Source organism: Nonomuraea antimicrobica (genome assembly GCF_039536965.1).
Taxonomy (GTDB): Bacteria; Actinomycetota; Actinomycetes; order Streptosporangiales; family Streptosporangiaceae; genus Nonomuraea; species Nonomuraea antimicrobica.
In genome coordinates this window covers 1-26,850 of sequence record NZ_BAAAZP010000014.1, presented here as the reverse complement: position 1 = coordinate 26,850, position 26,850 = coordinate 1, and the positions used below count along the sequence as shown (strand labels likewise).

The window sequence follows — 26,850 nt, the reverse complement described above, 5'->3', positions numbered from 1 at the left end:
ACGTCGTTCTCTTCCCTTGTTGTATCGGAGTGGCACTCCGGTATTATACGGAGCCCCACTCCGGATTCTAGCGAGGAGCTTGTTCATGACGTCGACCCTGCCGTTCATCGGCCCAGTGGGACTGTGGGTGCCCGGCATGGACCTACGGTCACCGGCGGCGGCCGCCGAGGCTGCCGCCGAGATCGAGACGCTCGGCTACGGCGCACTGTGGCTGAGCGAAGGGCTGGTCCGTGACCCGTTCATGGAGGCGTCCACGCTGCTGGGCGCCACCGGTTCGCTTGTCGTGGGGACGGGCATCGCGGTGATCTGGGGCCGCCACCCCCGGGTGATCAGGTCGCAGGCGCGGGCGCTGCTCGACGCCCATCCCGGCCGCTTCGTGCTGGGGCTCGGCACGTCCCACGCCCGGATGGTCGAGGGCGTGCTGGGCCTGCGCTACGAGCGGCCTTTGACGGCGCTGCGCGAACACCTTGACCGCTTGGACGAGCCCGATCCCATACTCGAACTGGCCGCGGTCGGCGGCGGTCCGGCGCCCCAGGCGCCCCGGGTGCTCGCCGCGCTGGGCCCACGTGCCCTCGAACTGGCGCGGGACCGGTCTGCCGGGGCGTTCTCCTACCTGGTCACGCCGGAGCACACAGCCGATGCCCGCGCGGTGCTGGGGCGGGAGCGCGCGCTGATCGTCGAACAGGCCGTGGTGACCGGAGTGAGCGCCGACGAGGCGCGGGCCAGGGCGCGCGCCCACATCGCCGGCTACCTTCCCGGCGCGCCGTACCGGGCGAGCTGGCGGCGGCTCGGGTTCGACGAGGTCGACTTCGCCGATGGCGGAAGCGACCGCCTGGTCGACGCGCTGGTCGCGATCGGCGACGATGAGATCGCGGCGCGGGTCGGCGCCCACCTGAGCGCAGGTGCCGACCATGTGTGCCTCCAGGCGCTGCCCGCAGATCCAGCCACGCTCCCGCTCGACCAGTGGCGTCGGCTCGCACACCTCACGCGGCGATCGGCCGGTTCCGCCGCCGCCCCGATCGTCTGAGTGACACGCTCCCGCCGGCCCGCCTCCCGCCGGCAGCGGCCTGCTGCCGAGTCCCTGACATCTCCCGCGCCGTACTGACATCCGCAGGCGACCAGGACAGCGCTGTCCGGACGCATCGAAGATGGTCGAGACACCGCTGGTTGCGTCATTGAAGTTGGCAGTGACCAGCCGAAGATCAACTGTATGAACGCACTCGCTGCAGGGATGCCCGAACGCCCGGAGTGGTCTGCCAGGGACAAATGCCGGCGCCGGGCCCGATTTCTCCGGACAAATACCCGAGTGAACCAAGCCGAGCTGTACAGTGGCGGTCGTGTTCGATCACCACATCAGGACTGGCCGCGATGGCGCGCGTCGACCAGGGAAATGACGGAGCCGTCCGAGTGGTGGTCGCTGACGGCCGGGTGGCGTCCTGCCGGGTGAATCCCCGCGCGCTGGCCCTGACACCGGAGGAACTCGCCGGGCACGTGCTGGTGGCCGTGAACGAAGCCCTCGACGACGACCGCGACGACCGGGCCGGGCAGGACGACCAGGACGGGCGACCGCCCGTCATCGACCCCCTCGCACTGGCCGGGCAGTTCCGGGAGGTTCGCGACGATGTCGCGGCGCGGGCGGCGGGCATCACGGTCGCGATCGAGGACAGCGCCTGGCGGCTGCGCCAGGAGATGGAGGTCTCCGCCGCCGTCCCCCGGCTGGATCTCGGGCCGGCCTTCGACCGGCTCGCCGGGATGCTGGAGGTCATGGGACAGGTGGCCGTCGCCGCCGACCGGGCCGCCGCCGAGGCCTCGGGTGAGGGCGTGGCCGCCGGGGGACTCGTCCGGGTGGTCTGCCGGCCCGCGCCGCGGCTGGACTCGGTGACCATCCGGCCCCGCGCGATGGGGAACGCGGCCGAACTCGGCGACGCCCTCATGGCCGCCGTCAACCTGGCGCTGGACGACCTGGCGGCCGAGGTCCGGGAACGACGGCGGGCCGCGGGAGCCGACCCCGAGCGGATCGCCGCCAGGATCGCGGAGCTGCGGGAGCAGGGCGTCGCGGAGATGCGGGCGTTCGGGCAGGCCATGAGCGATCTCATGGGTAGCATCAAGCCTCGGGAATGAGTCGGGCAACGAGATGGGACGTACGGCATGGCTGCCGAGCTCGAGGTCGATCACGCGTCGCTGGCACGGCAGGCCGAGGGGCTCGGCGAGGCGCACGGCCGTTCCCAGGAGACCGTGCGGGCGTACCTGGAGGAGATGGCCTCCTACGGCCGTCCCTGGGGGCTCAACAACGAGGTCGGCCAGGCGATCGACATGTGTTTCAGCGCCGTTCACGAGGCGTTTGTTGCGTGCCAGCGGGACAATCTCGATGATTATGCCGCCTATCCCGGCGCCGTACGGGAGATGGCTGCCGTTCACAGGTCGTCGGAGGACGCTGCGACAGCACAGATCCGGGTGTCTTCCGAAGGGGACCATGAGCCTACAGCTTCCTGACGGGCAGCTCTCCGTCATGGCCGCCTTCCTGGGGGTGCTCTTCCCTGACGGCGAGGAGGACCTGGTCACGGCCATGGGCAAGGTCCCCGGCCAGTACGCCGACCTGATGCGTGAACCGCTTTCCGACGGGAACGCGTTCGCGCAGGCCATCGCCGTCGCCAACCAGGGCGACGACTTCACCGCCTTCGACGGGCACTTCGGCGGACCGGAGAACGCGAGCGCGAACCTCCAGCTCGCCACCACCGGCGTCCGGGTCGTCGGCCTTGGTCTCCTGGTCTGCGCGGCGATCGTGCTGGCGCACAAGGCCTACACGCTCTACCAGTACGGACTCACCGCGGCGGCCCTCGCCCCCGCGGCCGGCACCGGTGGCGCGATGGTGCCCGTGATACGGGAGGCGGGGCGCCGCCATCTCGACCTGACGTCCAAGGCCGCGGCGGCGGCCGTGACCGGTTGAGCCGCCGAGTACGGACACGATGGCTGTTTCCAAGATTGGCCGTGGGCTGGCGGAGCAGGGCCTGTTCCGGGCGGCGGGCTCGTTGTTCAGGATCCGGGGCGCCGCGGGCCGGGGCGTGGCTCGCGGCGCCGGAGCCGGCGCCGACCCGCGACGGTCGTTGAGCGCCGGAGCCGGCGCCTTACCGCGGTCGCGAGGCTACGCCGATCGGGTACGCACGAAGGACCCGATCGACGTGGCCAGCGGCGAGGTGGTGCTCCGGCAGGTCGATGTGGAGTTGCCCGGCGTACTGCCGCTGGAGCTGGAACGCACCCACGTGTCGTCCTACCGGGCGGGCCGGTCTTTCGGGGTGTCGTGGGCCTCGACGCTGGACCAGCGGCTGGAGTTCGGCGACGGCGGCGTGTACTTCGCCGCGGCGGACGGCATGGTGCTCGCGTATCCGCCGGTGCGCGAGAGCCCGGTGCTGCCGGAGGCCGGCCCGTACTGGCCGCTGGCGCCGGACGGGGCGGGCGGGCACACGGTCACGGACCCTCAGGCGGGGCACACGCTGCGGTTCGCCCCGGACGGCAGGATCACGGCCGTCCGCGACCGCAACGGCAACCGGATCGACTTCGACCACGACCCCACCGGCCGGCTCACCGGCATCCGGCACTCGGGCGGCTACCGGATCGCCGTGCACACCGACGACGACGCCCGGGTGACGGCGCTGCGACTGGTGTCCGGCGGCCAGGATCTGACCCTCGTCCGGTACGCCTACGACGACGCGGGCCACCTCACCGACGTGTACGACTCCGCCGGCCGCCCCCTGCGTTTCGACTACGACGCCGAGGGACGGCTGACCGGCTGGACCGACCGTAACGGGCACTGGTACCGCTACGTCTACGACGAGTGGGGACGCGGTGTCCGCGGGCACGGCACCGGCGGGTTCCTGGACGTGGCGCTGGCCTATGAGGACCGTGTCACGGTCATGACCGACTCGCTCGGGAACCGCACGACCTACCACCTCAACGACGCCGGCCAGGTGGTCACCGAGATCGACCCGCTGGGACATGCCACCGGGTCCGAGTGGGACGAGCGGGACCGGCTGCTGTCCAGGACCGATCCGCTGGGCCGTACCACCAGGTGCTCCTACGACGGGGCGGGGAACCTCACCGCGATCGTCCGCCCCGACGGCCGGCACATCACCGCCCGTTACAACCACCTCGGCCTTCCCGTGCAGGTCACGGATGCCGACGGCACGGTGTGGCGGCAGGAGTACGACCCGCGCGGCAACCTCGCGACGGTGACGGACCCCGCCGGCGCGACCACCCGGTACGCCTACGACGAGCTGGGCGGGTTGTCGTCGGTCACCGATCCGCTGGGGGCGCTGACCCGCATCGCGAACGACGACGCGGGCCTGCCGATCAGCGTCACCGACCCGCTGGGCCGGCGGAGCCGGTGCGTCCGCGACCCGCTCGGCCGGGTGATCCAGACGTTCGACCCGCTCGGCGGCCGGACCGCCTTCACCTGGACGGTCGAGGGACTCCTCACCTCCTCGACCCAGCCCGGCGGGGAGACGGAGCTGTGGTCCTACGACGGCGAGGGCAACCTGGTCACGCACGTCGACGCCGCGGGCCGGCTCAGCCGTACCGAGTACGGGCCCTTCGACCTGCCCATTTCCAGGGTCGAGCAGGACGGCGCGCGCGTCTCGTTCGACTACGACACCGAGTTGCGGCTCACTGCGGTCACCGATCCGCGCGGGCTGGTGTGGCGCTACGCCCACGACCCGGCCGGCAACCTGGTGCGGGAGACCGACTACAACGGCCGGGTGCTCCGTTACGCCTATGACGGCACGGGACTGCTGGTCGAGCGGGTCAACGGTGCGGGCCAGAGCGTCCGCTACGCCCGCGACGTCCTGGGCAACGTGATCGAGCAGCGCTCCGGCGACGAGGTCGCGACCTTCGGCTACAGCGTGACCGGCCGGCTGGTGAGCGCGGTGAACGCCGACGCCGACGTCAGGTTCGAGCACGACGTGCTCGGCCGGGTGGTGGCCGAGACGTGCAACGGCCGCCGGCTCGACTCGGCCTACGACGCGGCGGGCCGCCGCGTGCTGCGCCGCACGCCGTCCGGCATGGAGGCGTCGTGGGAGTTCGACCTCGCGAGCCGGCACGTCGCCCTGCACACGGCGGGCCGCACCGTACGCTTCGGGTACGACGCCTCCGGGCGGGAGACCGGCCGCCGGATCGGTGGCGGGACGACGCTCGTCCAGGACTGGGGGCCCGGCGACCGGCTCGTCCGCCAGACCCTGAGCGGCGCCGGCGTCCTCCAGCAGCGCACCTACGCCTACCGGCCGGACGGGAATCTCACCGGCATCGAGGACCGGACGATCGGCGCCAGGCATTTCGCGCTGGACGCGGTGGGACGGGTGACCGCCGTCCAGGCGGCGGGCCGGGGGGAACGCTACAGCTACGACGCCGCCGGCAGCGTCGTCCATGCCGACCGGCCCGCGGGGGCGGCCGGCGACGACACCCTCGGCGGGCGCGATTACACCGGCGTACGGCTCCGCGCGGCGGGGCAGGTCCGCTACGACCACGACGCCCAGGGCCGCGTCGTCCTGCGGCGGAACGCGGACGGCTCCTCGCCCTGGCGCTACGACTGGGACGCCGACGACCGGTTGGTGGGCGTCACGACTCCCGGCGGCCGGCGCTGGCGCTACCGGTACGACGCGCTCGGGCGTCGCGTGGCCAAGCAACGGCTGGCGCCGGACGGCCGCACCATCGTCGAGCAGACCGAGTACGCCTGGGACGACGCCGTCCTCGCCGAGCAGACCACGGTGACCGCTCCGGGTGCCGTGGCACGCACGGTCACCTGGGAATATGAGCCCGAAGGTGTCCGGCCCCTCACCCAGACCGAGCGTGACGGCTCCGGCCTGCGGTTCCACGGCATCGTCAGCGACCTCACCGGCGCCCCCACCGAGCTGGTGAACGACGCCGGCGAGCAGGTCTGGCGGCACGTGCCCACGCTGTGGGGCGGCGGCCTCCCGCTGGCCCGCGAGGGGGTGGACTGCCCGCTCAGGTTCGCCGGCCAGTACGCCGACGCGGAGACCGGCCTCCACTACAACAACCAGCGCTACTACGACCCCGCCACGGCCCGTTACCAGAGTCCCGATCACCTCGGCCTGGCCCCGCAACTCGACCCGTACGCGTACGTCGCCAACCCGCTGATCTGGGCCGACCCGCTCGGCCTCGCGCCCTGCCCGGTCTTCTTCAAGGACCTGGCGCTCAAGGTCCGTAGCTGGCGGGAGAAGGGGCCACGCTGGGCCTTCGCCCTGCAACTGGCCAAACGCGACAACCGCCTGGTGAACCGCAGCCTCGGCGGGTCGGCCCCGGCGCCCAACGCCACGGTACGTGACCTCCTGGACCTGAAGGCGGGCAACCCCCAGTACGGTGGCAGAGCGGCGGGCGCGTCCAAGCGCTCGGACGCCGAACTGCTCCAGTCGGTCTTCCAGCCGCGCGACGGCCAGTACATGGCGGTGCACCCGAGATACCCGGGCACGATCCTGCAGGGCAATCACCGGCGGATGTCGCTCATCCACCGGGCGGAGGACCCCGGGTCGGAGATCACCCTGGACACTCCGGTGTTCGTCAACAACTTCAGGAGACGCTGATGCGTATCTTCCGGGCCCGCAAGTGGCCGAGTCTGGACCTCTACTCTCCCGGCGGCCGGGGTGACATCAAGAGGCCGTCCCCGGCCGACTACGAGCGGCTCGCGCGGACCGCCCGCGATCAGGGCCGCTCCGCCGTCGGGCGGCCGGGCTGGATGGCCGCCCATGCGAGCCGGATCCGATCACTGTTCGCGGTGGTCTTCGGCACGGAGGGGCCGGGGGTTTACCGGTGCCTGGTCACCGCCGTCCTGGACGACGGCTCGGGAGGAAGCTTCACCCTCGATGTGTCCCACGCGGACTTCGACGCCCTGCCGGACGTCACCGCGGACGAACTGGTGGAGATGGCGCACCTCTACCTCCTGGACATGCCTCCCATCGACCTGGACCCGGACCAGCAGGCGTCGTGGGAGGACCCGGAGTAGCACACGGCTCGAAGGCGTGTGCGCCCTGGAGGGTTGTGCGGTGCCAGAACTGGGGCGAGCTGCGCAGCGGCTGGAAGGTGCGCCGACGGGCCCCAGGCGACGGCGGACGGCAGGACGACCCGCTTTCCTCTTTGAGGGATCAGCGGGAGTCGGTACGCAAGGAGGACAGGAAGGAGGACTGGATGTCTTCGAGTCCGCGGCCGGCCGCGCCCATGTCGAACGAGCCCAGCTCTTCCCCCTGCACCGCCGCGAGCCGCGCTTCCAACTGCCCGCGGGCCGAGAGCTGGGCCTCGCGCAGCGCCGCCACGATGGCCTCGGCCAGTTCCTCGACTCCCATGGTGCGCAGCGTGCGCGGATCGAGGCGGATCTCCTTGACCATGCCGTCGGACTCCACGGTGGCCTGGATCTTCCCGTCGGCGGCCGTGCCCTCCCCGGTGACTTCATGGAAGCCGTCCGCCGCCGCTTCCAGCTTCGCCATGGTCTCCTCCGCACGCCGAAGCATCTTCTCCAGATCTTCAGGCGTGACAGCGGCCGGATCGAACTCGGGCATGCCGTGGTCTCCTGTCGTAGGCACGGCAGCGAACTCGATCAAGGCTCGTTGAACCGGCGGTCAGCGTACAGTTTCGCCCTTGTGAACATACACCGAACGCAATGATCAAGGACTTGAGGTGAGGATACTATCATCCGACGCAAGGTTGCCGAAGGAGTGACATGTCGGGTGCAGAGGGCACGAGAGTCATCACCTCTCACACCATCAAGACGATGAGCGAGCACTACGACGATGTCGCCGACGGCTTCTGGCAGAGCCGGCGCCGCCTGCCGTACACCGCTCTCATGGATGCCTTCGGCCCGCTCTTCCAGGATGCGCAGAACACGTACGAGGTCGCGCGGCATCGCTGTGACACCACGCTGGACCAGGGCTTCCAGGCCGCTGACGACATCTCCAACGTGCTGACCACCTGCGCCCGCAACTGGAGCGCGGCCGAACAGGCCAACATCGTGGAGTACCGATGATGGCCTTCCCGTTCGCCATGACCCTCAAGACGTTCACGATCTTGCAGTGGTCCTCGGGGGCGTTGGTGACCGCGGCCTCCGCACTGGCCAAGTCCTTCATCGACGAGGACAGGCTTTCCACGATCGCTGAGCGGTGGAGGGAGATGGCCAGGTACCTCGACGCCCCCGTCACGACGCTGGCGGGCATGCCCGAGGAGTCCAGGCGTGGCTGGATCGCCGCGGACCAGGGTGAGTTCGCCGTGGTGACGGTCGAGATGCATGAGAAGACCGGCAGCCTGCGCGCGCTGTTCCTCGAGATCGCGGACGCCTTCGACGAGCTCGCCCGGGTCGCCCGGCACTGGGTCCACTCGGTGAACATGCTCGGCGCGGCGCTCCTCACCCAGGTGGTGGCCCTGCAGGTGCTGAGGCGTTACCCCCCGGCCGCCATCCAGGCTCGCTGGTACTTGAGATGGCTGGCGGCGGCCGCCGACAAGATGACGTGGCTGATGATCATGGGCTTGGTCATCTACGTCAAGTCGCAGATGTCCAGGATCGACGCCGCCAGCGTGCAGCTGAAGAAGTTCGATCGGTTCGCCTCCTCCGCGGTCATCGACTTCGCCCACGTGCGGATCGACACCGAAACCAACCCCACCTACCAGGAGCCCGACCCGGGAGAGAAGTTGCCTGACCAGGCAGAGGACTTCGGCTGGGTCGCGCCCGAGCACGCCGACGCGGGTCAGCGGTAATGCCGAACACGCTGGGACTGACCCTCAGGGGATTCATGCATCTGCAGTTGGTCTCGGGGGTAGCGCTGGTGGTGGTCTCCCTCCTGGCCAGCCGTGATTTCGACGAGGACGCGTTCACCCGCGCCGCCGGAGTGTGGCGGCAGATGGCCAAGGATCTCGACGGCTCCGTCACGACGCTCGAGGACCTGCCCGAGGAGGCGAAGCGCGGCTGGATCGCCGTCGACCAGGAAGAGTTCGCCCGGGTGACGAAGGACATGCGCGTCAAGACCGAGGAACTGCGCGCCTTGTTCCTTGAGATCGCGACCATCTGCGATGAGGTCGCCGACGCCGTCGAGAACTTCTTCTACAAACTCAACGTCTTCATCGCCTGGCTCCTCCTCCAGACCGGATATCTCACGGCGATGATGCTGGTGCCCCAGACCACCGTCCAGGCCCGCTTCTACCTGAGGTGGCTGGCGAAGGTCACCGACAGAAGAGTGGCCATGATGATCCTCAAGCTCGGCCTCTACGTCAAAGCGCAGTGGAACAGCGTCACGACCATGCGGTTGCAGCCGAAGATGTTCGAGGAGTTCGTGAACTTCCGGGCCGGGCTGGTGGACTTCGCCGACGTGAGCGTCGACATCAGGCACAACCCCACCTTCCAGCAGCCGGAACCGGGACAGAAACTGCCTGACCAGGCAGAGGACTTCAACTGGGTCGCACCTGCCGAGCAGAAGTGACCCCCAGCTGACGGGAAGAGAGACATGTCGGACGCAGAGGACACGAGATTCGTCACCCCTGACACCATCGACAAGATGAGCGTCCGGTACGGCGAGGACGTCATACCGGGGTTCGAGACCGCCCTGTCCCGTCTGACGTCGACCGCCCTGCCGGGGGCGTTCGGCTGGTTCGCCGCCGGCGATGCGGAGCGTATGTACGACACCGTGCGCGAGCACTGCCGCACCTCGCTGACGGACGGCACCGACGCCGGCGGGATGATCTCCGAACTCCTGGTCCAATGCGCCCGCAACTGGCGCGCGGCCGAGCGGGCCAACCTGGTGGACCACCGGCCGGCCGAGTAGACCGCGGTCGGAGCCCGGCCCTCAGCGTGTCCATGACCGGGAACGTACGTTAAGCCCTTCTCCAGCGCACTGTCTGGCGTCACTGAACATGGCAGCGGAACCTGCGGCCGACCTGGCCACTTTCATTTAGACCAGCATCTAATCAGTCGATCGAATGACATTCAAAGTGACAGTAGGGTCCGAACCGCGTTCGGACGCCGCCGTACTGGCTTCGCATCTTCGGTCATGCAGGCCGGTTCTTCGGGTTGAGGCCGTGCGGGCGTGACTGCCCTCCGTTGACAACCGGAACGAGCGCCCCGTATTGTCGCCGACCAAACCGGGGCGATCGTTCCGGTAATGCGTGCCCGATGGTTCGAACTGGAGTCAGTCGTGACGGAGCAGACCAAAGCCACCCCAACAGCACACGAGGTCGTCGAGCGCTTTCTCTCCGCTGCCCTAGACCCCGCTGGGGGCAATCTGGCCGACCTGTACGGGGCATCGGTCGTGATCGAGATGCCCTTCGCCCCACCGGGAATCCCGCAGCGCTCGGAGACCAGCGGCGAAGAGCTGCGCACTCGGTTCCAGGCGGGCGCCGGAGCGCGGGAGTATCAGAAGATCGATTCCGTCGTGATCCACCAGACCGCCGACCCGGAAGTCGTCATCGTCGAGTACGACGTGCATGGCAAGGTCGTCGCCACCGGCAAGCAGTTCGTGCTGTCCTACATCTGCGTCATGACGATTCGTGACGGCAAGATCGTGCACTCCCGGGACTACACGAACCCGATCACCGGCGCGAGAGCTCTCGGAATGCTGCCCCAGCTCATCGAGCTGCTTTCGCAGGAGAGCGAGTGAGCGGGTGCGGTGATGGGCCGACGCTGACGATTGTCGACCCGGGAAGGTTGTTTCTGCCCGGGCGGCAAGCCGGGACGCTGGATGCCAAGGAGATGTCACCCACCAGCGGCCGGCCCGCGGGGAGGTGACGGCCGACGCCGAGTTCACCGGTCAACTGGTGAATTAGGGTTGATAGACGATCACCCGTTTCGTGATCGCCGTCCCTACCCCGCCAAAGGAGGAAAGAGCGTGAAGGCCGAACAGCCTCCACCGTCGATGCGAGCCGATGCACGGCGGAACAGAGCGCGGGTGCTGGAGGCGGCGCAGGCCGCGTTCGCGTCCGACGGTTTGCTGGTTCCTCTGGATGAGATCGCACGGCGGGCCGGGGTCGGTGCCGGGACGGTGTATCGCCACTTCCCGACGAAAGAGGCGTTGTTCGAGGCGGTCATCCTCCACCGCGTGCGGCGATTGGTCGACCGCGCCCGTGCCCTGACCGTCGCCGAGCGCCCAGGTGAGGCCTTCTTCGAGTTCGTCGCCCACATGACCCGCGAGAGCGCCGCGAAGAAGGACCTCATCGACGCTCTGGGCGGGAGCGGCATCTCGGTCACGGCGAACCTGGCCGAGGTCAACCGCGATCTATGGGACGCGATCGCCGAGCTGTTGGCCCGGGCTCAGCGGGCCGGTGAGGTCCGCGGGGATATCGGCATCGTGGACCTCATGGCGCTGCTGCGAGGGACGTTCGTAGCCACCAACCATGAAGATGGCGATACCGGGCTGGCCGGCAGGGTCCTTACCGTCGTCTGCGACGGACTTCGAGTGTCGGCCTCGAGTGGCCGATCGTCGAAAACCACGGACGGCGGCAAATAGTCGCACCCTGTTGGGCCGAGGTGTTCCGTCGAGACGGAGCCATCCGATCAATCCACGAGACGAAGGACTCGTCCGGCTGCGGTTCAACCACCAACGCCAGGCGTCGAGGGCGCAGGCCAACTGTCATCCTCGATCTCTCACTATCAAGTCAGCTGTCAAGAACCGCGCCAAACTGTCAGGTTCGATGAGTTCAGACACGCATCATCTCGTCGGTGGGCCTTGACGAGTCAAATGAACGCTTTTTTAATTCGCTCAAGGAGGTACCGGATCCGAGACCCAGCACAGACGGGAACGAGGCCATGAAGGTACACATCGACTCCGAGCGCTGCCACGGGCATGGTCGCTGCTACGACCTGGCCCCCGGCCTGTTCGGCGAGGACGACGAGGGTTACGGGACGGTGCTCGCCGGCGGCGCCGTCCTGGCCGGGCAGGAGCCGGGCGCTCGCCTGGCGGTGGCCAACTGCCCGGAACGCGCGATCGACGTCCTGGACGGAGGCCCGCGATGAGCGCGGACGACCGCTTCGGCGCGGAACTGGAAGAGACGCGCAGGGCCCGCCAGATCGGCACCGTCAGCGAGATCGTCACCGCCCCGGTCTCCGACTGGGCCACCGACTTCTCCCACGTCGACCCCGAATGGACGGCCGACCCCTACCCCATCCAGGACGAGCTGCGCCAGAGCTGCCCGATCGCCCACACCGAGCGGTTCGGCGGCATGTGGCTGCCGACCCGCTACGAGGACGTCGCCTCGATCGCCTACGACACCGGCCGCTTCTCCTCGCGGGCGGTCGTCGTGAGCAACGTCCGGCCGCCCAAGGAGCTGGCGCCCGTGGGCGGGGTGCCGCCGATCTCGTCCGACCCGCCGTTCCACCACGACGCCCGCAAGCTGCTGCTGCCGGCCTTCACCAAGTCGGCGGTGGCCCGCCGCGAGGCGGCCACCAGGGAGTTCTGCCACTCGCTGATCGACGCGATGCGCGGGCGCGAGGTGGTGGACGCCGCGCGCGACTACGCCCAGCACATCCCCATGCGGGTGATCGCCGACATGCTCGGCTTCCCGCCGGAGGACGGGCCGCGCTTCAGGGAGTTCGTGGAGAGCGCGCTGGAGAGCGTCAACCGGCCGCCGGAGGAGCGGCTCGAACGGTTCACCAAGCTGTCGGACTACCTGGTCGCGCAGATCCACGACCACATCGAGCATCCGCGTGACGACCTGACCACGTACCTGATCGAGGCCGAGCTGGGCGGGCGCAAGCTCGACCCCGCGCACGTGGTGGGGACGATGACGCTGCTGCTCGTCGCGGGCATCGACACGACGTGGAGCGCGATCGGGGCCTCGCTGTGGCACCTGGCCAGGACCCCGGCCGACCGGGAGCGGCTGGTGGCCGAGCCTGGGCTGCTGCCCACGGCGATGGAGGAGCTGCTGCGCGCGTACGCGCCGGTGACCATGGCGCGCCTGGTCAAGGACGACATGCGGTGGAACGGCGTGGACATGAGGGCCGACGACTGGATCCTGCTGTCGTTCCCGGCGGCCAATCGGGACCCGGCGCAGTTCGAGCGGGCCGGTGAGGTGGTCATCGACCGCGAGGTGAACCGGCACGCGGCCTTCGGCCTCGGCATCCACCGGTGCGTGGGCTCACACCTGGCCAGGATGGAGCTGCGGGTGGCGCTGGAGGTGTGGCTGGCGCGCATCCCTGAGTTCGAGCTGGCCGACCCCGGCGCCGTCACCTGGGCGGCCAGCCAGGTACGCGGCCCCCGCACCCTCCCTCTCCGCATCGGCTGAGCCCGCGCCGCCGGTGGCGGGCCCGGGCGCCCCCATCGGCGACGGTCACGCGGAGGAGGCGCGCAGCGCGTCGATGAGGCCGGTGACGGCCGTGACGAGGTCCGCGCCGAGGCGCCGCCATGCCGCGGCGGCCACCTCGGCGGCGGGCTGCTCGCGCGCCAGCTCCGCCTCCAGCTCGGCCGGCATGTGCACGATGAGCTGCCGGGCCATGTCCTCGCGCCGGGTCGCGGCCGGCCCCTGCTCGTCGTCCTGGGCGGCCAGGGCGTCGTAGAGGCGGCGCAGCGAGGGCGTGTTGAGGTGGGCCTGGACGGCGTACTCGCGCAGGGCGGGCTCGACGGTGACCTGGGCCAGGAACCGGCCGTACCAGGAGGGTGCGCCCAGCTCGATGTGGTGCTCGATGCGCGGCAGCACGACGTGGCGGACGCGCTCGGTCAGCGTCATGAGGGCGGGCTCGGGGCAGGCCATCGCGGCGCGGTGCCGTTCGATCGCTGCGGCGTGCTCGGCCAGGATCGCCTTGATGAGGGCGTCGCGGCCGGAGAAGTGGTACTGCACGGCGGACTTGTTGCGCTGCCCGGCCGCCTCGCCGATCTGCCGGATCGACACCGCGGCCAGGCCCCGGGTGGCGTAGAGCCGCTCGGCCGTGTCCATGATCAGGCTTCTGGCCACGGCCGCGCGCGTCCGCCCGGTGGTCACCAGGTGACCCACACGTTCTCGAGCCCGCCCGACAGCAGCCCCGTGCGCAGGCGCAGGCCGTCGACGCCGTCACGCAGGTCAAGCGCGGGCAGGCGGCGGGTGAGCGTGCCGAGCGCCACCTGCAGCTCCAGCCGGGCCAGCGGCTGGCCCAGGCAGTAGTGCGGGCCCGCGCCGAAGGTGAGGTGCTGGGCGGCGTTGGCCCGGCGCGGGTCGAACCGCTCGGGGTCGTCGAACCTGCGCGGGTCGCGGTTGGCGGCGGGCCGGCACGGGATGACGGTCGCCCCGGACGGCACGGCGCTCCCGCTGAGGGAGGTGTCCTCGGCGGCGACCCGGGGGAAGCCGACCACGCTGAGCGTGGTGTCGAGGCGCAGGACCTCCTCGACGGCGCCCGGGATCAGCGCCGGGTCGTCGATCACGGCCTGCCAGCGTTCGCGCTCGGCCAGCAGCGTCGCCACCATGATGGCGATCATGTTGGAGGTGGTCTCGTGCCCGGCCAGCAGCAGCGCCCGCACGGTGGCGATGAGCTCGTCGTGGGAGAGCCGGCCGTCGTGGCTGTCGGAGATCTGGGTCAGCTCGCTCAGCAGGTCGTCGCCTGGCTCGGCGCGCTTGGCGGTCACCAGGTCGGAGACGTACGCGTCGAACTCCCGGTAGGCCCGCTCGACCTCGTCCTGACCGTAGCGGGTCAGCGTGAGCATGACCTGCGACCAGTGGGCGAACAGGTCCTGGTCCCTGCTCGGCGCGCCCACCAGGGCGCAGATGACGCGTACCGGCAGCGGCAGGGCGAGGCGGGCGGACAGGTCGGCCGGGGAGCCCGCCTTGAGCAGGTCGTCCACCAGCTCGTCGGCCATCCGCTGGACGCGGGGCCGCCAGGTCTCCATCTTCTTGACGGTGAACGCACGGGTCAGCAGCCGCCGCCACCGCAGGTGCCCCTCGCCCCGCATCGAGTCGGTGCCGGCCGAGCCGCGGGCGAAGATCCCGCCGTCGCGCGTGGTCGAGACCCGGGCGGCGTCGGGGCCGCCGCGGCGGAAGCGCGGGTCGGTCAGGACCGTGCGGACGTCGTCGTAGCGGGTGAGCAGCCGGGCGGTGTCGCCGCTGGGCAGCCGTACGTGTGCCACGGTGCAACGGGCCTGCAAGTCAGCCCATTCCGGCGGCGGCTGCAACGCGGCCTCGCGGTCGAAGGGATAGTCCGGCGTGATGTCCGGCATCGCGGCCCCCCTGATAGTTGACGATTCCCTTTCACTTTAAGGCGGTCGCCTTAGTAAAGTCAGCCCCCAATTCCCCGGCGCCATTCGCAGGGGGCGCGGGACGAATGCCGGTCCTGTCGCAGGGGGCGGACGGAAGCGCTCGAATTGGTGGGCGGCGCGCCAGAATGGGCGGATGAGCGCCGATGATCAACCGCCGTCCGGACCGTTCGAGGAGCGACTGTGGGTTGCGCACAGTGACGGGCAGCAGGCACTGTGCCTGAGCCTGCTGCGCGAGGCCGAGCTGGCGTTGCCGATCACCGCTGAGGCGGCGGCGGGCACCGAGGCGCCCGCCTGGGCGACGGTGGAAGCCGCCGGGCGCACGTGGGTGCTCGCGTACACCTCGGTCGAGGCCATGCGCCTGTCCACCGGCGGCGCCGCCGCGCACTGCCGGGTCGCGACGATGCCCGATCTGGCCGCCGGCTGGCCCGACCTGCGCTGGGGGCTGGCGGTCAACGCCGGGCTGAGGGTGGCGTTCATGCTGGAGGCGGGGACACTGGCCCGGCTGGCGGTGCCCACCATGGAGCAGGACCTGCTGCTCGCCCCCGAGTCGGGCGTGCCCGTCGTGCAGAAGTTGCTCGCGCCCGACGACATCCCGGTCCTGCTGGACACGGCCGAGCCGAGGGTGTCCGGCTACTGCCACAACGCGCTGGACGTCTCGCACATCGCCACCCCGGCCGTGCTCGCCGCGGCGCTGGACAGCTCCGACCTGCTGACCGAGAGCGGGTCGCTCAACATCCTGCGCTGGCATCCCGTCGGGCTCGGCCTCTACCACACCCCGTACGGGGGGACCGACGAGGAGGGGCGGCGGGCGGTGGCCGGCTGGGTGGTCGAGGAGCCGCCGTTCGTGGGGATGGGCCTGGTGCCCAGCGTCAACAACCTCATCCGCGAGTACAAGGTGTACGGGGTGGGGCTGCCGCACGGCGCGGAGATCTGGGAGCTGACCAACCGGGGCACCGAGCACCGCCGTGCCTTCTACCACGGCGACCTGCGCCGATGGCTGCTGGTGGGGCGGCGGTGATGACGTCCTGGCACTTCTACCGGGCCCGCTGGCACGGCGCCGACTACCCGGCCAGCCCCGAGCCGCACCCCCTGGAGCTGTGGGTACGCCTGCGCAGCCCCGATCCGCTGGACGGCTTCGAGGAGGTCGAGCCCGGCTGCCACGTGCGTACGGTGCCCGCGCCCGAGTGCGAGTCGCTGGACTTCGTGACCGTCGTCTGCCACTGGCGCGGCCAGCCGTTCCAGGTCCACGGGGAGCGGGACGGGCTGCTGCTGCTCGAATACCTCGGCGCGTCCGTGATCACTGCGCGTGAGCTGGGGCTGGATCGGATGGAGCGGGGTGTCTACCGGGTGTGGGCGCCCCGGTCGGAAGTGGCAGGGCTCAGGGAGGAGGCCGTGCCCCTTTTCACCCAGAAATAATACTTCTGGGAAAGACTCTTGTTTCATGGTGTTCACGTGACGGAAACTTGCTAGGGAGGCACACGTTTCGGCATAGGACTGTGAACGGGGCGGGGGTTATGGACAGACCTGAACTGCCTGATGTTGCGGGGATGCGGGCGTACGCGGAGGAACTGCGCGGGATTTTCGGCCGTCTGCAGGACGAAGGACTGGATCTGCACGCCAAGGCGAAGGCGGTCCAGGTGACCAAGACCTCACGCGACGGCCTGGTGTCGGTCACGGTCGGCGCACGCGGCGACCTCTTGGGGGTCGACCTCGACCCCCGCGTCTTCCGGCATCTCGACGCCCGCGGACTGGCCGACGCCATCCTGGGGGCGGCGCGGGAGGCCGCCGCGGCGGCGCAGGAGCGCGTCATGGAGATCTTCGAGCCGGCGATCCCGCGCGAGCACCTCAAGGCGCACCTGGAGGGGGACGTCGAGACCGTCCTGGCCAGGCTCGCCGACCAGATGTCAGGAGGCGGACTGTGACCATGGCAGACGGGACGTACGTCGCCAGGCCCATCGTGAACCACGGCATCGCCGCCTGGTCCGACATGGCCGGGGAGCTGGACCGGAGGGTGTCGAACGCGGTGGCCGAGATCGAGGCGGCCCTGAGGAGCGCCCCGTGGGGCCAGGAGACCGAGGGGCGGGCCTTCGCCGACGCGCATTTCAGCGGCAACGGGCCCGCCGAGATGCTCGACCAGTGCAGGCTGCTGACCAAGGAGATCGTGGCCGAGGGCGACCGGGTGCGCGCGGCCGTCGACAACACCTGCCTGACGGACGCCGACATGGGGAACGACCTCGCGGCTGGCCTGGCCCGCGAAGCCTGAGGCGCCGATAGATGTCGCACACGGGTGGAGTCAACGTCCAGGGCCCCGGCGGACAGTCGGCTCAGCGGGCCGTCATCTGGATCGACAGGGACACGCAGCCCGCATGGGACAGCCTGAACCTGCCTGACTGGGTGAACACCTGGCTGATCCCGCTGCTGTCCGCCGGTCAGAAGTGGCCGAAGGCCAGCGAGAGCGGCCTGTCCACGCTGGCGAGAGCGTACGCGGCGCTGGCCGACGAGTCCGTCGTGTCCGTCGATTCCGCGGGTGCCGCCGCGCGCACGATCGTGACCGGCTGGGAGGCCCCCGCCGCCGAGGACTTCGTCTTCAGGGCCCGTGAGCTGTACAGCCGCGAGGGCGGCCTGACCGGGGTGAACGGCAACGCGAAGGCGTACGCGGAGCAGGCCAACAACTTCGCCATAGAGACGCAGTACTCCAAGATCTCCATCAACGTGGCGTTCTGGGTGACGGTCATCGCCATCTTCATCGCCCTCGTGGCGGCGTTCTTCAGCGCGGCGGTCTCGGTCGCGCTGGTCGGCCCGTACGCGGCCGGGGCCCGCGCGGCGCTGAGCCGCATCCTCGTCAGGCTCGCGGCGGCGGCCGCCCGCAGGGTCGGCGCGACCCGGCTGGCCCGGGTGGCCGTGCTCAGCGGTCCCACCGGGCGCAGCCTCATCACCCGGCTGCTGGCCACGCCGCTGGGCCTGGAACTGATCGAGGAGATCGGTGAGGAGTTCTTCATCACCGTGATGACCCAGTACCAGCAGATCAAGATGGGCACCATCAAGGGCTGGGACTGGAAGAAGATCCAGGCCGCGATCCTGGGCGCGGCCACCGGGGCGATGATCGGCATGGTGGTGGCCGGTCCCATCTCCCGGATCGTGAGCAGGCTGGGCGTGCGCGGCTTCGCCGGACGCGCTCTGACGGTCGGCCTGACCAACATGATCGCCTCGCCCGCCGGCAGCTTCGTCGCCAACGGCGTCGTGTACCAGCAGTGGCAGAATCCGTTCACGCCCGACGCGCTGCTGGGCGGCTTCATGGGTGGTGTCGGGCGTACCGGGACCATCAGCCCGTTCAACCCGAGCGTCGCCATGGCGCTGGGCAGCCCGCTGAGCACGCTGGCCGACGCGTACAACGCCGCCGCGCAACGGGCGGGTCACGGCCCCGGCAGCGGCGGACCGGGCGAACCCGGTACGCCGAACGGGGGACCTACAGGGCCGCAGGGCGGCCCGCCCGGCATGCCGGGGACCGTGCAGGGACCAGAACCGGCCACGCCCTCATCGCCGAGCCCGTCCGGCGGCCCGGCGGCCGCCGGTGCCCCGGCGCCGGCGGGCCGTCCCGGGCCCACGGTGGCGAACCCCGACATGTCCGCCCAACGGCGCGCCTCCGCGGGCTCCGACCAGAACGCCGTCGCCCCGGCCCCCGGCGAGGCCCCCCGCCAGGGCGAGAGCGCCGCCGCCACGCCACAGGGCAACGCGACGGCCCGTCAGGACGGCCGCACCGCTCCGAACGCCACCCCGGGCCAGAACGCCGCCCCCACCCAGAACGGCGCAACCCAGAACGGCACCCAGAACACGGCGACCCCGCACGACGGCGAGACAGCCGGTCGCGGTGCGACGGCGGGCGCACCGGCCTCGGGCGGCGCGACGACGCCGGACGGGCCGACGTCCCAGAACGACGGGACGGCGCAGGGCCGCGGCACCACGAGCGACCCCGCGACGGCGAACCAGCAGGACGGCTCGGCGGCCGTGGACGGCGCACACGCGGCGCAGGACGGCACACCGGCGACGGTCGGCGCCGCTCCCGGCGGTGTCACGAACCTGGGGGAGGCGGACGGCACGAGGCAGGCGGGGGCCCTGATCGGGGCCCCGGCTCCGGTCAGGGCGCGGGCGGCGCTCGTGGACGCGCTGAACGCCGAGTTCCCCGGCGCGGTGCTGGGCCCCACGGGCGACCTGCTCGTCCCCGGTCCCGGGGGCTACCGTGTCGTCTCCAACGCCACCATGAACCGCATCCGCAGGGCGCTCGATCTGCGGGCCACGGAGGTCGGCAACCAGTCCGACCTGATGGTGGACGCCGCGGCCATGCTGCTGGTCGCCCTGGCCGACGACGCGATGTCGGCGTCCGTCCCCGGCTCCGCCGCCGCGTCCCCGGCCCTCACCAGCAGGCCGGGCACCGTCACCTCCCTCTCCGTCCCCGACACCAGGTACGTCGCGGACGGCCGCGTGGGCTCGGTCCTCTCTCTGACCGAGGTCCACAACGGCACCGCCACCTTACGCCCCGAGCATTTCGCCCATGGCTCCAACAGGGTCGAGAGACTCGAGTGGCGCCCCTCGCCCACGGACCCCGACCCGGCCAACCAGGTACTCAATGTCCGCACCACGAGGAACGGCGCCCAGCACTTCCGCCCCATGATCGGCCGTCTGGACCCCGGAGTCATGGCCACGACCGTGCTCAGATCGGGCACGGCGCAGGACCCGCACCTGGTCATCTTCGCGCCCGGAGTCGCGGAAGACCAGCTGCCGAGGGTCTGGCTGCACGAGATCACCGACATCCTGCAAGTCCTGTCCGCGCAGGACGCGGGCAGGATTCGGAGATTGCTGCGGGCCTTCTCCGGCCGGCGGCGGGAGAGCGTGGACAACTGCGTGGCCGCCCGGCGCAACGAGCTGGCGTACCTGACCGAGCAGTGGGAACACGCCAGGACCGTGCCCGAGCAGCGCCAGTTGGCCGTGGACATCCACGGCGTGCTGCTCGACCTGAAAGCCCGCGGCGCCAAACCACCGCCCGCGCCCTGGGCGCCCGAGCAGGGCAGGGGACGCAGCCACCAGCCCGCTGGACTGGGGCCCGATCCCAGTCCCAAGGGCGCGCGGGCCGTCATCAAGACGCTGGCCAATGCGGAGGAGGACCTTCGGCGACAGGTCACCCTGAGGACGAAGAGCGCCGAGAAGGCCGAGCAGGAGGCCGTCGAAGCGACCCGGAAGGCCGAGGAGGCGCTCAACGACCGCGACAGCGGCAGGTTCCTCCGCGCCGCCGAGGCCCAGGAGGAGGCGCGCGCCCACTGGGCCAAGAAGGCGCGGGACCTCAGGATCGCCAGGGCGTACTCCAAAGCGGCGGTGGAGGCGGCCGCGGCCAGGAAGGTGTACGAGCGGTACGAGCGGCAGCTCACCCAGCTGAGCCGGGGCGCCAAGCCCACCAGCCTGGGCGGGGTCAGCCTGCCTGCCCTCGCCACCATCACGGGGAACGAGGCCGAGCACGCCCGCAGGGCGTACCTGGAGGCGCTGCACAACGTGCTGCCCTCGACGTTCTCCCTGTCGGAGGCGATGCCCACCGGACGGCCGGCCCATCTGGACGCGCTCACCGACACGGTCAACGAGCTCCTGCGGAGTAAGGGCGTCAGCATGCGGGTCACCCCCGACGAGCTGGAAGGCGCGATCAAGGCCAACTACCACGACGTCGTCTCCGGCGACGGCATGGTGCTCAGCCTCGGCTGGGGCGAGGACGCGGTCGAGGTGTCGATCCAGGAAGCCCTCTCCGACCTGGTGGAGGTGCACGATCCGGCGGTGCAGGCGTCCGAGATGTCGGTGGGCCTGTTCTACCAGTACGGTCACACCTACACCGCCACGCAGTCCGGCAATGCCTCCGTCTCGGCGGACGTCGACACCAGGGCGCTGATCCCGGCATTGCCGGAGGGATGGCGGGAGCTGGCCCAGGTGGTCGGCGTCGGCACCGGGTTCACCGCCGGGCGCAGTGCGTCGGCCTCGGGCGGGGCGAAGGACACCACGGACGGCGGCTCGGTGGCCGACAACCGCAGCGAGTCGATGCTGTTCGAGGCCAAGGCAGTCTGGTCCGTGAGCGTGCGCACCCGGCAGGACAGCGGGTGGGGCGCGACCACCAGGGTCGACTCCGGCACTCCCAGCGACCCCGGCGTCCAGCGGATCTGGGTGTGGCACTCCTACGTCGACCAGACGCCAGGCAGGGAGGAAACGATCCCCCGCGACCTGCGCGACCCGAAGATGCCCAACGTCGAGCCCATCAGCATGGCCGGCATGGAGGCCGCGCTCAAAGCCCTCGAAACACATCTCGGCGGCGACTTCGCCAGGATCGGCACCAACGCCCACAGCGACCTGCGCACGTTCGTCACCCAGACGATCAGTATGCGGTTGCGGGACGCCGCGGAAGGGCTGTCGGTGCCCTTGCTGGTCAAGGGCGTGCCGTACGCCACCATCAAGGTCAAGAGCGAGATCGTGCTGGAGGAGTCCGAGCGGGAGGGCGCGCCGACCGCGGAGGCGCTGGAGGAGGAGGTGCTCACCCAGTCCACCGCCTCGCCGAGCAGGACCGAGTACGGAGGCTCGCTGGAGGGCAGGGTGTCCGGCGGACCCGTCCTCGAGAATCCGGACGTTCTTGGACCGGTTGGCGAATATCATCCCGACAGGGTCACCCCTGTGGGGAAGGTCGGCAGGCCGGTGGCGCAGTCGTCCGCCTCCACGGCCAACGAGGCGTCCCACCACGTGGAGGTGGACAAGAGGAACGGGCGCTCGCAGGCCTACCGCGCGGTGGTGCGGCACACGTTCACCGTGGAACGGCTCGGCAAGCCCCCCGTCGAGCTGCCGCCGATGAAGGCCACGGCCCTGATCCGCATGCAGGAGTCGGACGCCTACCGCTTCGGCCTGCCCGTGGCCGCGGAGGCGGTGGTCATGGAGAACGGCCGGCCGAAGACCGACGCCGACGGCAACGTGGTGATGCGCGACAGCCTCCGGAAGGTGCCGCTCCAGGGCCGCAAGGTCGGGCTGCCGGAGTGGCTCGGCGACGGCGACGAGCAGTTGCGCGGCGCCGCGGGGCCCACCGACGTCCGGAGCATCACCGGGGTGGACGGGCTCGGCGAGGAGGTCCTGGCCAAGCTGGCCGATATGGGGATCGTGGCGAAGATCGAGAACGGCGCGCGCCAGTACGACTCCAACCGGTTCGTGCGCGCCGCTCAGATGCTCGCCGAGATGGACGTCGCCGCCCACCTCACCGAGGCCGCGCTGCGTGGCGGCTTCGACCAGGCGGCGCAGAACGGCATGCTCGTCCCCGTGGTCCAGTACGGCTTCAACGCCGTCCCCGTGGTGCACGCGCTGCACATCGTGCTGCGGCAGGACTTCGACGACCTGGGGTACGCGGGGCTGATCAACAAGGTGCACACCGGCCTCGACATCGGCAGCGACACCTCGGGCCGGGCCATCAGCCGCTCCAAGACGATCAGCGGCGGGGGGTCGGCCAAGAAGACCGACGGCCCCGAGCCGAAGGAGGACGGGATCGCGCACACGGCGGGCCCGGACGGCGCCGTGAACCGGACCTCCACGGTGGGCTCCTCCGTGGGCAGCACCGTCAACTGGGTCAAGATGACCGAGGACGGGAAGGAGAAGGGGTCCGCGGGCATGTGGGTCGGGGGCACCCTCGAGGTCGGCCTGATGCGCGGCGACGGCGAGGTGACGTCGCTGGCGCGCCGCGACGTCAGGACCCTGCTGCTCATTCCCACCGACATGCTGCCCAGGGACGGCGGGCCGCGCCTGTCCGGGCCGGTGGGCAGGTCGGCGAAGAACTCCGCGAAGGAGGTCACGAAGAAGCTGCTGGCGCTCGCGACCATCGAACACTTCGACGGCGGCCGCGAACTCCGGGACCCGAAGAAGATCCGAGGGCTGCTGCCGAGGGCCCTGCCACGGGTCATGGCCATGCTGGTGCAGGTCTCGCCGATCCTGAGCCGGCACTTCCTCACCGCCCACCTGCTGGTGCAGGTCTGGCCGATCCTGAGCCGGCACTTCCTCGCCGCCCACCTGCTGGAGGGGCGGCCGGTCGCCCACGACCTCGTCGTCGACCCCAGGGGCCTGCTGGGCACGCGCGTCTCCGCGGAAGTCGCGGCCGAGCCCGGCGAGGCACGGGTCCTCGACGTGGTGGACGCGGTGACCGGCAAGATCCTGCTCGGCCTCAGCAGCGCCGGCGTTTCCTGGGGCACGTCGATGAACTTCATGGCCGGTGTGGGGAACTCCGTCGCCGACCTGGACGACGCGGGCTCGTCCAGTGACAGCTTCTCGCTCTCGACGCCCTCGCGTTCCTGGGGCAGGGCGGTCGCGACCGCCCTGCTGGCCATCTGGGGCAGCGAGGCGCTCGGGATCGAGGTCGGCCGGAAATACCGCTTCCTCGCGCCCGTGGACGTCAGAGTGAAGATCACGGGCAGCCACACCAACCTGATGCCGATCGAGGCGCCGCGACTCCCGGCCCGGCCGGGCGAGTCGGACGGCTCGCTGACCAGCCGCGGCAACGTGCTGTTCACGGTCCCCGAGCGCGAAGCGCTGCGCCTGTACGCCGACGGCGAGATCAACCTGCCGCTGCCCCTGGTCGCCGACGCGGTCGAGCGATTCACCAACGGCAGCATGAAACTCGACAGGACGCTCGCCGTCCCCCTGATCATGACCTACGTCAAGGCCAGGGCCGAGGCGCTGGCCCGCAACGAGGAGATCGGGGTCGGCGCCCTGCACACTCCCGAGGTGCTGCTCAAGGCCGTCAAGGACGTCGCCGGTCTCGGCCGCCGGGGGGAGGCGCTGAGCCAACTGGACGAGGTGCTCAGCGAGGCCAAGGACCTGATCGAGCGATCCAGGGAGGTCGTGCTCGCCGAGCAGTACCAGAACGCCATCGGCATGAGCGAGCCCAAGTCGTTCGTCGTCACCGACGGTCGGGGCAACACCATCGACCTGGCGGACGCGGTGGCGAACGCCATCAACGCCGCCGTCCCCGGCGCCGCGGACGCGGTGGTGAACTCCGTCAACGGCAACGAGGTGACCACACCCAACCTGGGCAGGCAGCTCAGGGTGGACTTCGGCGCCGAGCGGCCGCTCATCCGCCTGGCCGAGATGTGGTCGCGACGCGGGCTGGGGCGGCAGTACAACGTGAGCGGCGGCTCCCTGGCCGACGGGGCCCAGGTGGTCAACGTCCGGGTGCGCGTCCAGCGCGCCCAGGGAGAGGATCCCAGGAAGGCGACACTGGAGACCCACATCTCCGACGCCGGGCTCATCGTCCAGCACTACCGCTACGTCGAGGCGTCGCACACGGAGGCACGCAACGCCGCGTACTCGGTCGGCTTCGACTACGCGGCCGAACCACAGGACTCCGACGCGCTCAAGGGGGGACTGTCCACCAGGCGCGGCCGCTCCTCCTCCAGCACCAGTAGCCGGCAGACGACCATGATCCAGCGCCTGGCCCTGTTCAACGGCCTCGACGTCGTGTCGGAGGGCATGACGGTGACCATCGAGGTCGACCACCGGCCCGCCCGGGTGCGGCCGCTGCCGTTGGAGAGGTGGGTGCCCCGCGCCGCGGCCGCGATCCGGTCGTCTGTGGAATGGGTGTGGCGGCGGCGCGGCAGCCGCGCGCCGCACACCTACGACGCCACGATGGTCCGCGCCGTCCCGGGCGGCATGACCATCCCGGTCGCCCAGGACCCGGGTTCGATCCCGTCCGTGATCGACCCGCGCCAGGTGGAGTTCGAAGCCGGCTTCTTCCCCAACACCCTGCGGGAGGACCCGGTCAGGCCCATGCTGGTCAGCGTCGTCACCGCCCAGCTCAAGAAGATGGTCGGCCATGCCCCGGTCGAGGAACGCGAGGGCGAGCTGGACGCTCAACTGTCGGAGCCGGCGCTGCTCACCGCCCTGGCGCGGCAGTCGGGGCGCGACGGCGCCACCATCCCACAGGTGGCCAGGGACAAGGTCCGGCATCGTGGCATCGACCTCAACGTCAAAGCCCGCCTGTCGGACCTGACCGTCGTGGCTGGGCCGTTCGAGGGGGAGTTGGGCGAGACCCAGAGAGAGACGAAGGCGCTGAACGCGGCCCTGACCCGCGGCCGCCCTCTGCCCCTGGGCATGGCGGCAGGCTCGGGCGGCGGCATGCCGGGCCTCGGCTACGGCATGAGCGCCGGGGCGCAGTCGTCGGAGAGCATCGCGACCCACCATGGCGCGCGCATTGAGGAGCAGATGTTCGAGAAGGGCAAGCTGTACACCGTCCGGCTCAGGGTGGACTACGACCTGACCTTCCAGCGCGTGAAGCTCCAGGACGGCCACGCCACGACGAACGTTGACAACCCGGTCCACCTGCCGGGCGCGAGCCGCGCCACCGTGCAGGTGACCCTCTTCGGGGAGCACCTGCAGGAGCTGTACGCCCGGATGGAGGCCGGCGTGCGCAGGTCGGCCGCCCTCGACCACCTGCCCCAGTTCCGCTTCAGGCCCGCCCGCAGCCGGTCCGGCCTGATCCGGGGCCTGCAGGACGCCCGCGTGGCGGCCCGCGAGCGCGGCGAGGTGGCCCTTGTCCGCGTGCACGACTCGCACGGCGTGCACGACTATCGGGCGGCGCCCGACGGCACCATCTCCAGCGAGAAGCCCGACGGGGGCTTCGCCGAGGCGTTCGCCACGCTGCCGGCCTCCCTCCTCGACGCGGCCGAGCAGGTGGGCCTCAACCTGCGGAACGTCTTCATGAACTCCGACGTGACCGGCACCTTCACCGAGCAGGTCACGGCCGAGCTGAAGGCCAGGAACGCCCTCCCGCCCCCGGCGGCGGACCCCCCCTTCCCGGCCGCCGCCTCCCAGCCCGCCTCCCAGCCCGCCGCCCAGACGCCGGGCCCGCCCGCGGGCGGCACCTCCCCGGGGACGACTTCGCCCGCGGCGCCGACCGACCCGGAGATCACCGGCACGCCGCTCGCCGCCGCCGCCCGCCCCGACGACGTGCGCGACCTGGACCTGGCGGAGGTGGGCCGCCAGGACGTGTCGCCGGCCGACTTCGGCGGCGCGGTGGCGGGCCTGCACCGGCCCGCGGTCGATCGGATCGTCGTGCAGGTGCCCTCGGCCCCCGACGAGCACGTCCGCGTACGGGTGGGCGATCCGGGCCCCGGGCTGGTCGGCCGTACCGACCTGCGCTCGGGCACCAAGGCGGACCCGCACGTGGTGTGGATCGCGCCGCGTGCGCACCCGCAGGTCGTGTCGGCGGTGCTGGTGCACGAGCTGTCGCACATCGTCCAGGAGCGGGCCGCCCAGCGGGCCGGGGCGCCGCAGGGCGTGGTCAGGCCGGCGCTGTCGCCCCGGCAGGTGGAAGGCACCGACCACTGCCTGACACCCCGGCTGGACGAGCACGCGCACCTGTCGCGCAAGTGGCACGCCACCGCGGACCCGCGGGCGCGGGAGCAGGTCGCGGCGGCGATCGACACGGTCGCGGCCGACCTCGAACGGCGCGGCCACCCCCGGCCCGCCCCGCCCTGGGCGTCACCGGACGCCGGGACGTCCCCCCGCAGGTCGCTGGCCGACCTCCTGGGCGGCGGGAGTCGTACCTCCTCGGCGCACCGCCCGGCGCTGCCCGAGCTGGCCGTCGCCAGGGCCGTCCAGC

22 protein-coding genes are annotated in these 26,850 nt (G+C 71.0%); 19 read left to right on the top strand and 3 right to left on the bottom strand.

Annotated features, from left to right (window positions below):
- Window positions 1-85 precede the first annotated feature (85 nt).
- The 6 genes from ABD844_RS05085 (at window position 86) to ABD844_RS05060 (ending at window position 7,009) form a co-directional block, all read left to right on the top strand.
- Window positions 86-1,027, top strand: a complete 942-nt coding sequence (locus ABD844_RS05085; protein ID WP_344873440.1) for a TIGR03620 family F420-dependent LLM class oxidoreductase — start codon at window positions 86-88, stop codon at window positions 1,025-1,027.
- Between the two features lie 380 nt (window positions 1,028-1,407).
- Window positions 1,408-2,121 carry a YbaB/EbfC family nucleoid-associated protein gene (locus ABD844_RS05080; RefSeq protein WP_344873438.1) on the top strand — a complete coding sequence of 238 codons (714 nt, stop codon included), beginning with the start codon at window positions 1,408-1,410 and terminating at the stop codon, window positions 2,119-2,121.
- Window positions 2,122-2,148: 27 nt separating this feature from the next.
- Window positions 2,149-2,493, top strand: coding sequence for a hypothetical protein (locus ABD844_RS05075; RefSeq protein ID WP_344873436.1), 345 nt, complete (start codon window positions 2,149-2,151; stop codon window positions 2,491-2,493).
- Window positions 2,474-2,947, top strand: a complete 474-nt coding sequence (locus ABD844_RS05070; RefSeq protein ID WP_344873434.1) for a hypothetical protein — start codon at window positions 2,474-2,476, stop codon at window positions 2,945-2,947. Before ABD844_RS05075 ends, ABD844_RS05070 begins: the two co-directional genes overlap by 20 nt.
- Before the next feature lie 19 nt (window positions 2,948-2,966).
- On the top strand, window positions 2,967-6,590 hold the full coding sequence (locus ABD844_RS05065) for an RHS repeat-associated core domain-containing protein (RefSeq protein ID WP_344873432.1): 3,624 nt from the start codon (window positions 2,967-2,969) through the stop codon (window positions 6,588-6,590).
- A complete protein-coding gene (locus tag ABD844_RS05060) occupies window positions 6,590-7,009 on the top strand; it encodes a hypothetical protein (protein WP_344873430.1) in 420 nt (139 codons plus the stop codon). Before ABD844_RS05065 ends, ABD844_RS05060 begins: the two co-directional genes overlap by 1 nt.
- Before the next feature lie 139 nt (window positions 7,010-7,148).
- Here ABD844_RS05060 and ABD844_RS05055 read toward each other — a convergent pair whose 3' ends face one another.
- On the bottom strand, window positions 7,149-7,559 hold the full coding sequence (locus ABD844_RS05055) for a YbaB/EbfC family nucleoid-associated protein (RefSeq protein WP_344873428.1): 411 nt from the start codon (window positions 7,557-7,559) through the stop codon (window positions 7,149-7,151).
- 161 nt (window positions 7,560-7,720) lie between these two features.
- Between ABD844_RS05055 and ABD844_RS05050 the strand changes: the two genes are divergently transcribed.
- The 8 genes from ABD844_RS05050 (at window position 7,721) to ABD844_RS05015 (ending at window position 13,260) form a co-directional block, all read left to right on the top strand.
- Window positions 7,721-8,023 carry a type VII secretion target gene (locus tag ABD844_RS05050; RefSeq protein ID WP_344873426.1) on the top strand — a complete coding sequence of 101 codons (303 nt, stop codon included), beginning with the start codon at window positions 7,721-7,723 and terminating at the stop codon, window positions 8,021-8,023.
- Entirely contained in the window at window positions 8,020-8,748 is a 729-nt protein-coding gene (locus tag ABD844_RS05045; protein ID WP_344873425.1) for a hypothetical protein, read from the top strand. The genes ABD844_RS05050 and ABD844_RS05045 overlap by 4 nt, the downstream gene beginning before the upstream one ends.
- Window positions 8,749-8,783: 35 nt before the next feature.
- On the top strand, window positions 8,784-9,467 hold the full coding sequence (locus ABD844_RS05040) for a WXG100-like domain-containing protein (protein WP_344873424.1): 684 nt from the start codon (window positions 8,784-8,786) through the stop codon (window positions 9,465-9,467).
- 24 nt (window positions 9,468-9,491) lie between these two features.
- Entirely contained in the window at window positions 9,492-9,809 is a 318-nt protein-coding gene (locus ABD844_RS05035) for a hypothetical protein (RefSeq protein ID WP_344873423.1), read from the top strand.
- Between the two features lie 369 nt (window positions 9,810-10,178).
- Window positions 10,179-10,640: a nuclear transport factor 2 family protein gene (locus tag ABD844_RS05030; protein ID WP_344873422.1), complete on the top strand. Its 462-nt coding sequence runs from the start codon at window positions 10,179-10,181 to the stop codon at window positions 10,638-10,640.
- 228 nt (window positions 10,641-10,868) lie between these two features.
- Window positions 10,869-11,486, top strand: coding sequence for a TetR/AcrR family transcriptional regulator (locus tag ABD844_RS05025; RefSeq protein WP_344873421.1), 618 nt, complete (start codon window positions 10,869-10,871; stop codon window positions 11,484-11,486).
- A 299-nt stretch (window positions 11,487-11,785) separates the two neighbouring features.
- The gene (locus ABD844_RS05020; RefSeq protein WP_344873419.1) at window positions 11,786-11,992 is read left to right on the top strand and encodes a ferredoxin; all 207 of its coding nucleotides are present in this window, start codon (window positions 11,786-11,788) and stop codon (window positions 11,990-11,992) included.
- The gene (locus tag ABD844_RS05015; protein ID WP_344873417.1) at window positions 11,989-13,260 is read left to right on the top strand and encodes a cytochrome P450; all 1,272 of its coding nucleotides are present in this window, start codon (window positions 11,989-11,991) and stop codon (window positions 13,258-13,260) included. The genes ABD844_RS05020 and ABD844_RS05015 overlap by 4 nt, the downstream gene beginning before the upstream one ends.
- A 45-nt stretch (window positions 13,261-13,305) precedes the next feature.
- Here the strand turns inward: ABD844_RS05015 and ABD844_RS05010 are convergent, their stop codons facing one another.
- Complete coding sequence (locus ABD844_RS05010; protein ID WP_344873415.1) at window positions 13,306-13,953, bottom strand: TetR/AcrR family transcriptional regulator; 648 nt, start codon at window positions 13,951-13,953, stop codon at window positions 13,306-13,308.
- The gene (locus ABD844_RS05005; RefSeq protein WP_344873413.1) at window positions 13,950-15,158 is read right to left on the bottom strand and encodes a cytochrome P450; all 1,209 of its coding nucleotides are present in this window, start codon (window positions 15,156-15,158) and stop codon (window positions 13,950-13,952) included. The genes ABD844_RS05010 and ABD844_RS05005 overlap by 4 nt, the downstream gene beginning before the upstream one ends.
- 172 nt (window positions 15,159-15,330) lie before the next feature.
- Between ABD844_RS05005 and ABD844_RS05000 the strand changes: the two genes are divergently transcribed.
- The 5 genes from ABD844_RS05000 to ABD844_RS04980 form a co-directional block, all read left to right on the top strand.
- Window positions 15,331-16,215 carry an SseB family protein gene (locus ABD844_RS05000; RefSeq protein ID WP_344873411.1) on the top strand — a complete coding sequence of 295 codons (885 nt, stop codon included), beginning with the start codon at window positions 15,331-15,333 and terminating at the stop codon, window positions 16,213-16,215.
- Complete coding sequence (locus tag ABD844_RS04995; RefSeq protein WP_344873409.1) at window positions 16,215-16,613, top strand: hypothetical protein; 399 nt, start codon at window positions 16,215-16,217, stop codon at window positions 16,611-16,613. Before ABD844_RS05000 ends, ABD844_RS04995 begins: the two co-directional genes overlap by 1 nt.
- Before the next feature lie 98 nt (window positions 16,614-16,711).
- Window positions 16,712-17,119 (top strand): YbaB/EbfC family nucleoid-associated protein, encoded by a 408-nt coding sequence (locus ABD844_RS04990; protein ID WP_344873407.1) that lies wholly within the window; start codon window positions 16,712-16,714, stop codon window positions 17,117-17,119.
- Window positions 17,116-17,460 carry a hypothetical protein gene (locus ABD844_RS04985; RefSeq protein WP_344873405.1) on the top strand — a complete coding sequence of 115 codons (345 nt, stop codon included), beginning with the start codon at window positions 17,116-17,118 and terminating at the stop codon, window positions 17,458-17,460. Before ABD844_RS04990 ends, ABD844_RS04985 begins: the two co-directional genes overlap by 4 nt.
- A gap of 11 nt (window positions 17,461-17,471) precedes the next feature.
- Window positions 17,472-26,850 (top strand): WXG100-like domain-containing protein (locus ABD844_RS04980; RefSeq protein WP_486348535.1); only part of this gene is annotated, 9,379 nt, incomplete at its 3' end.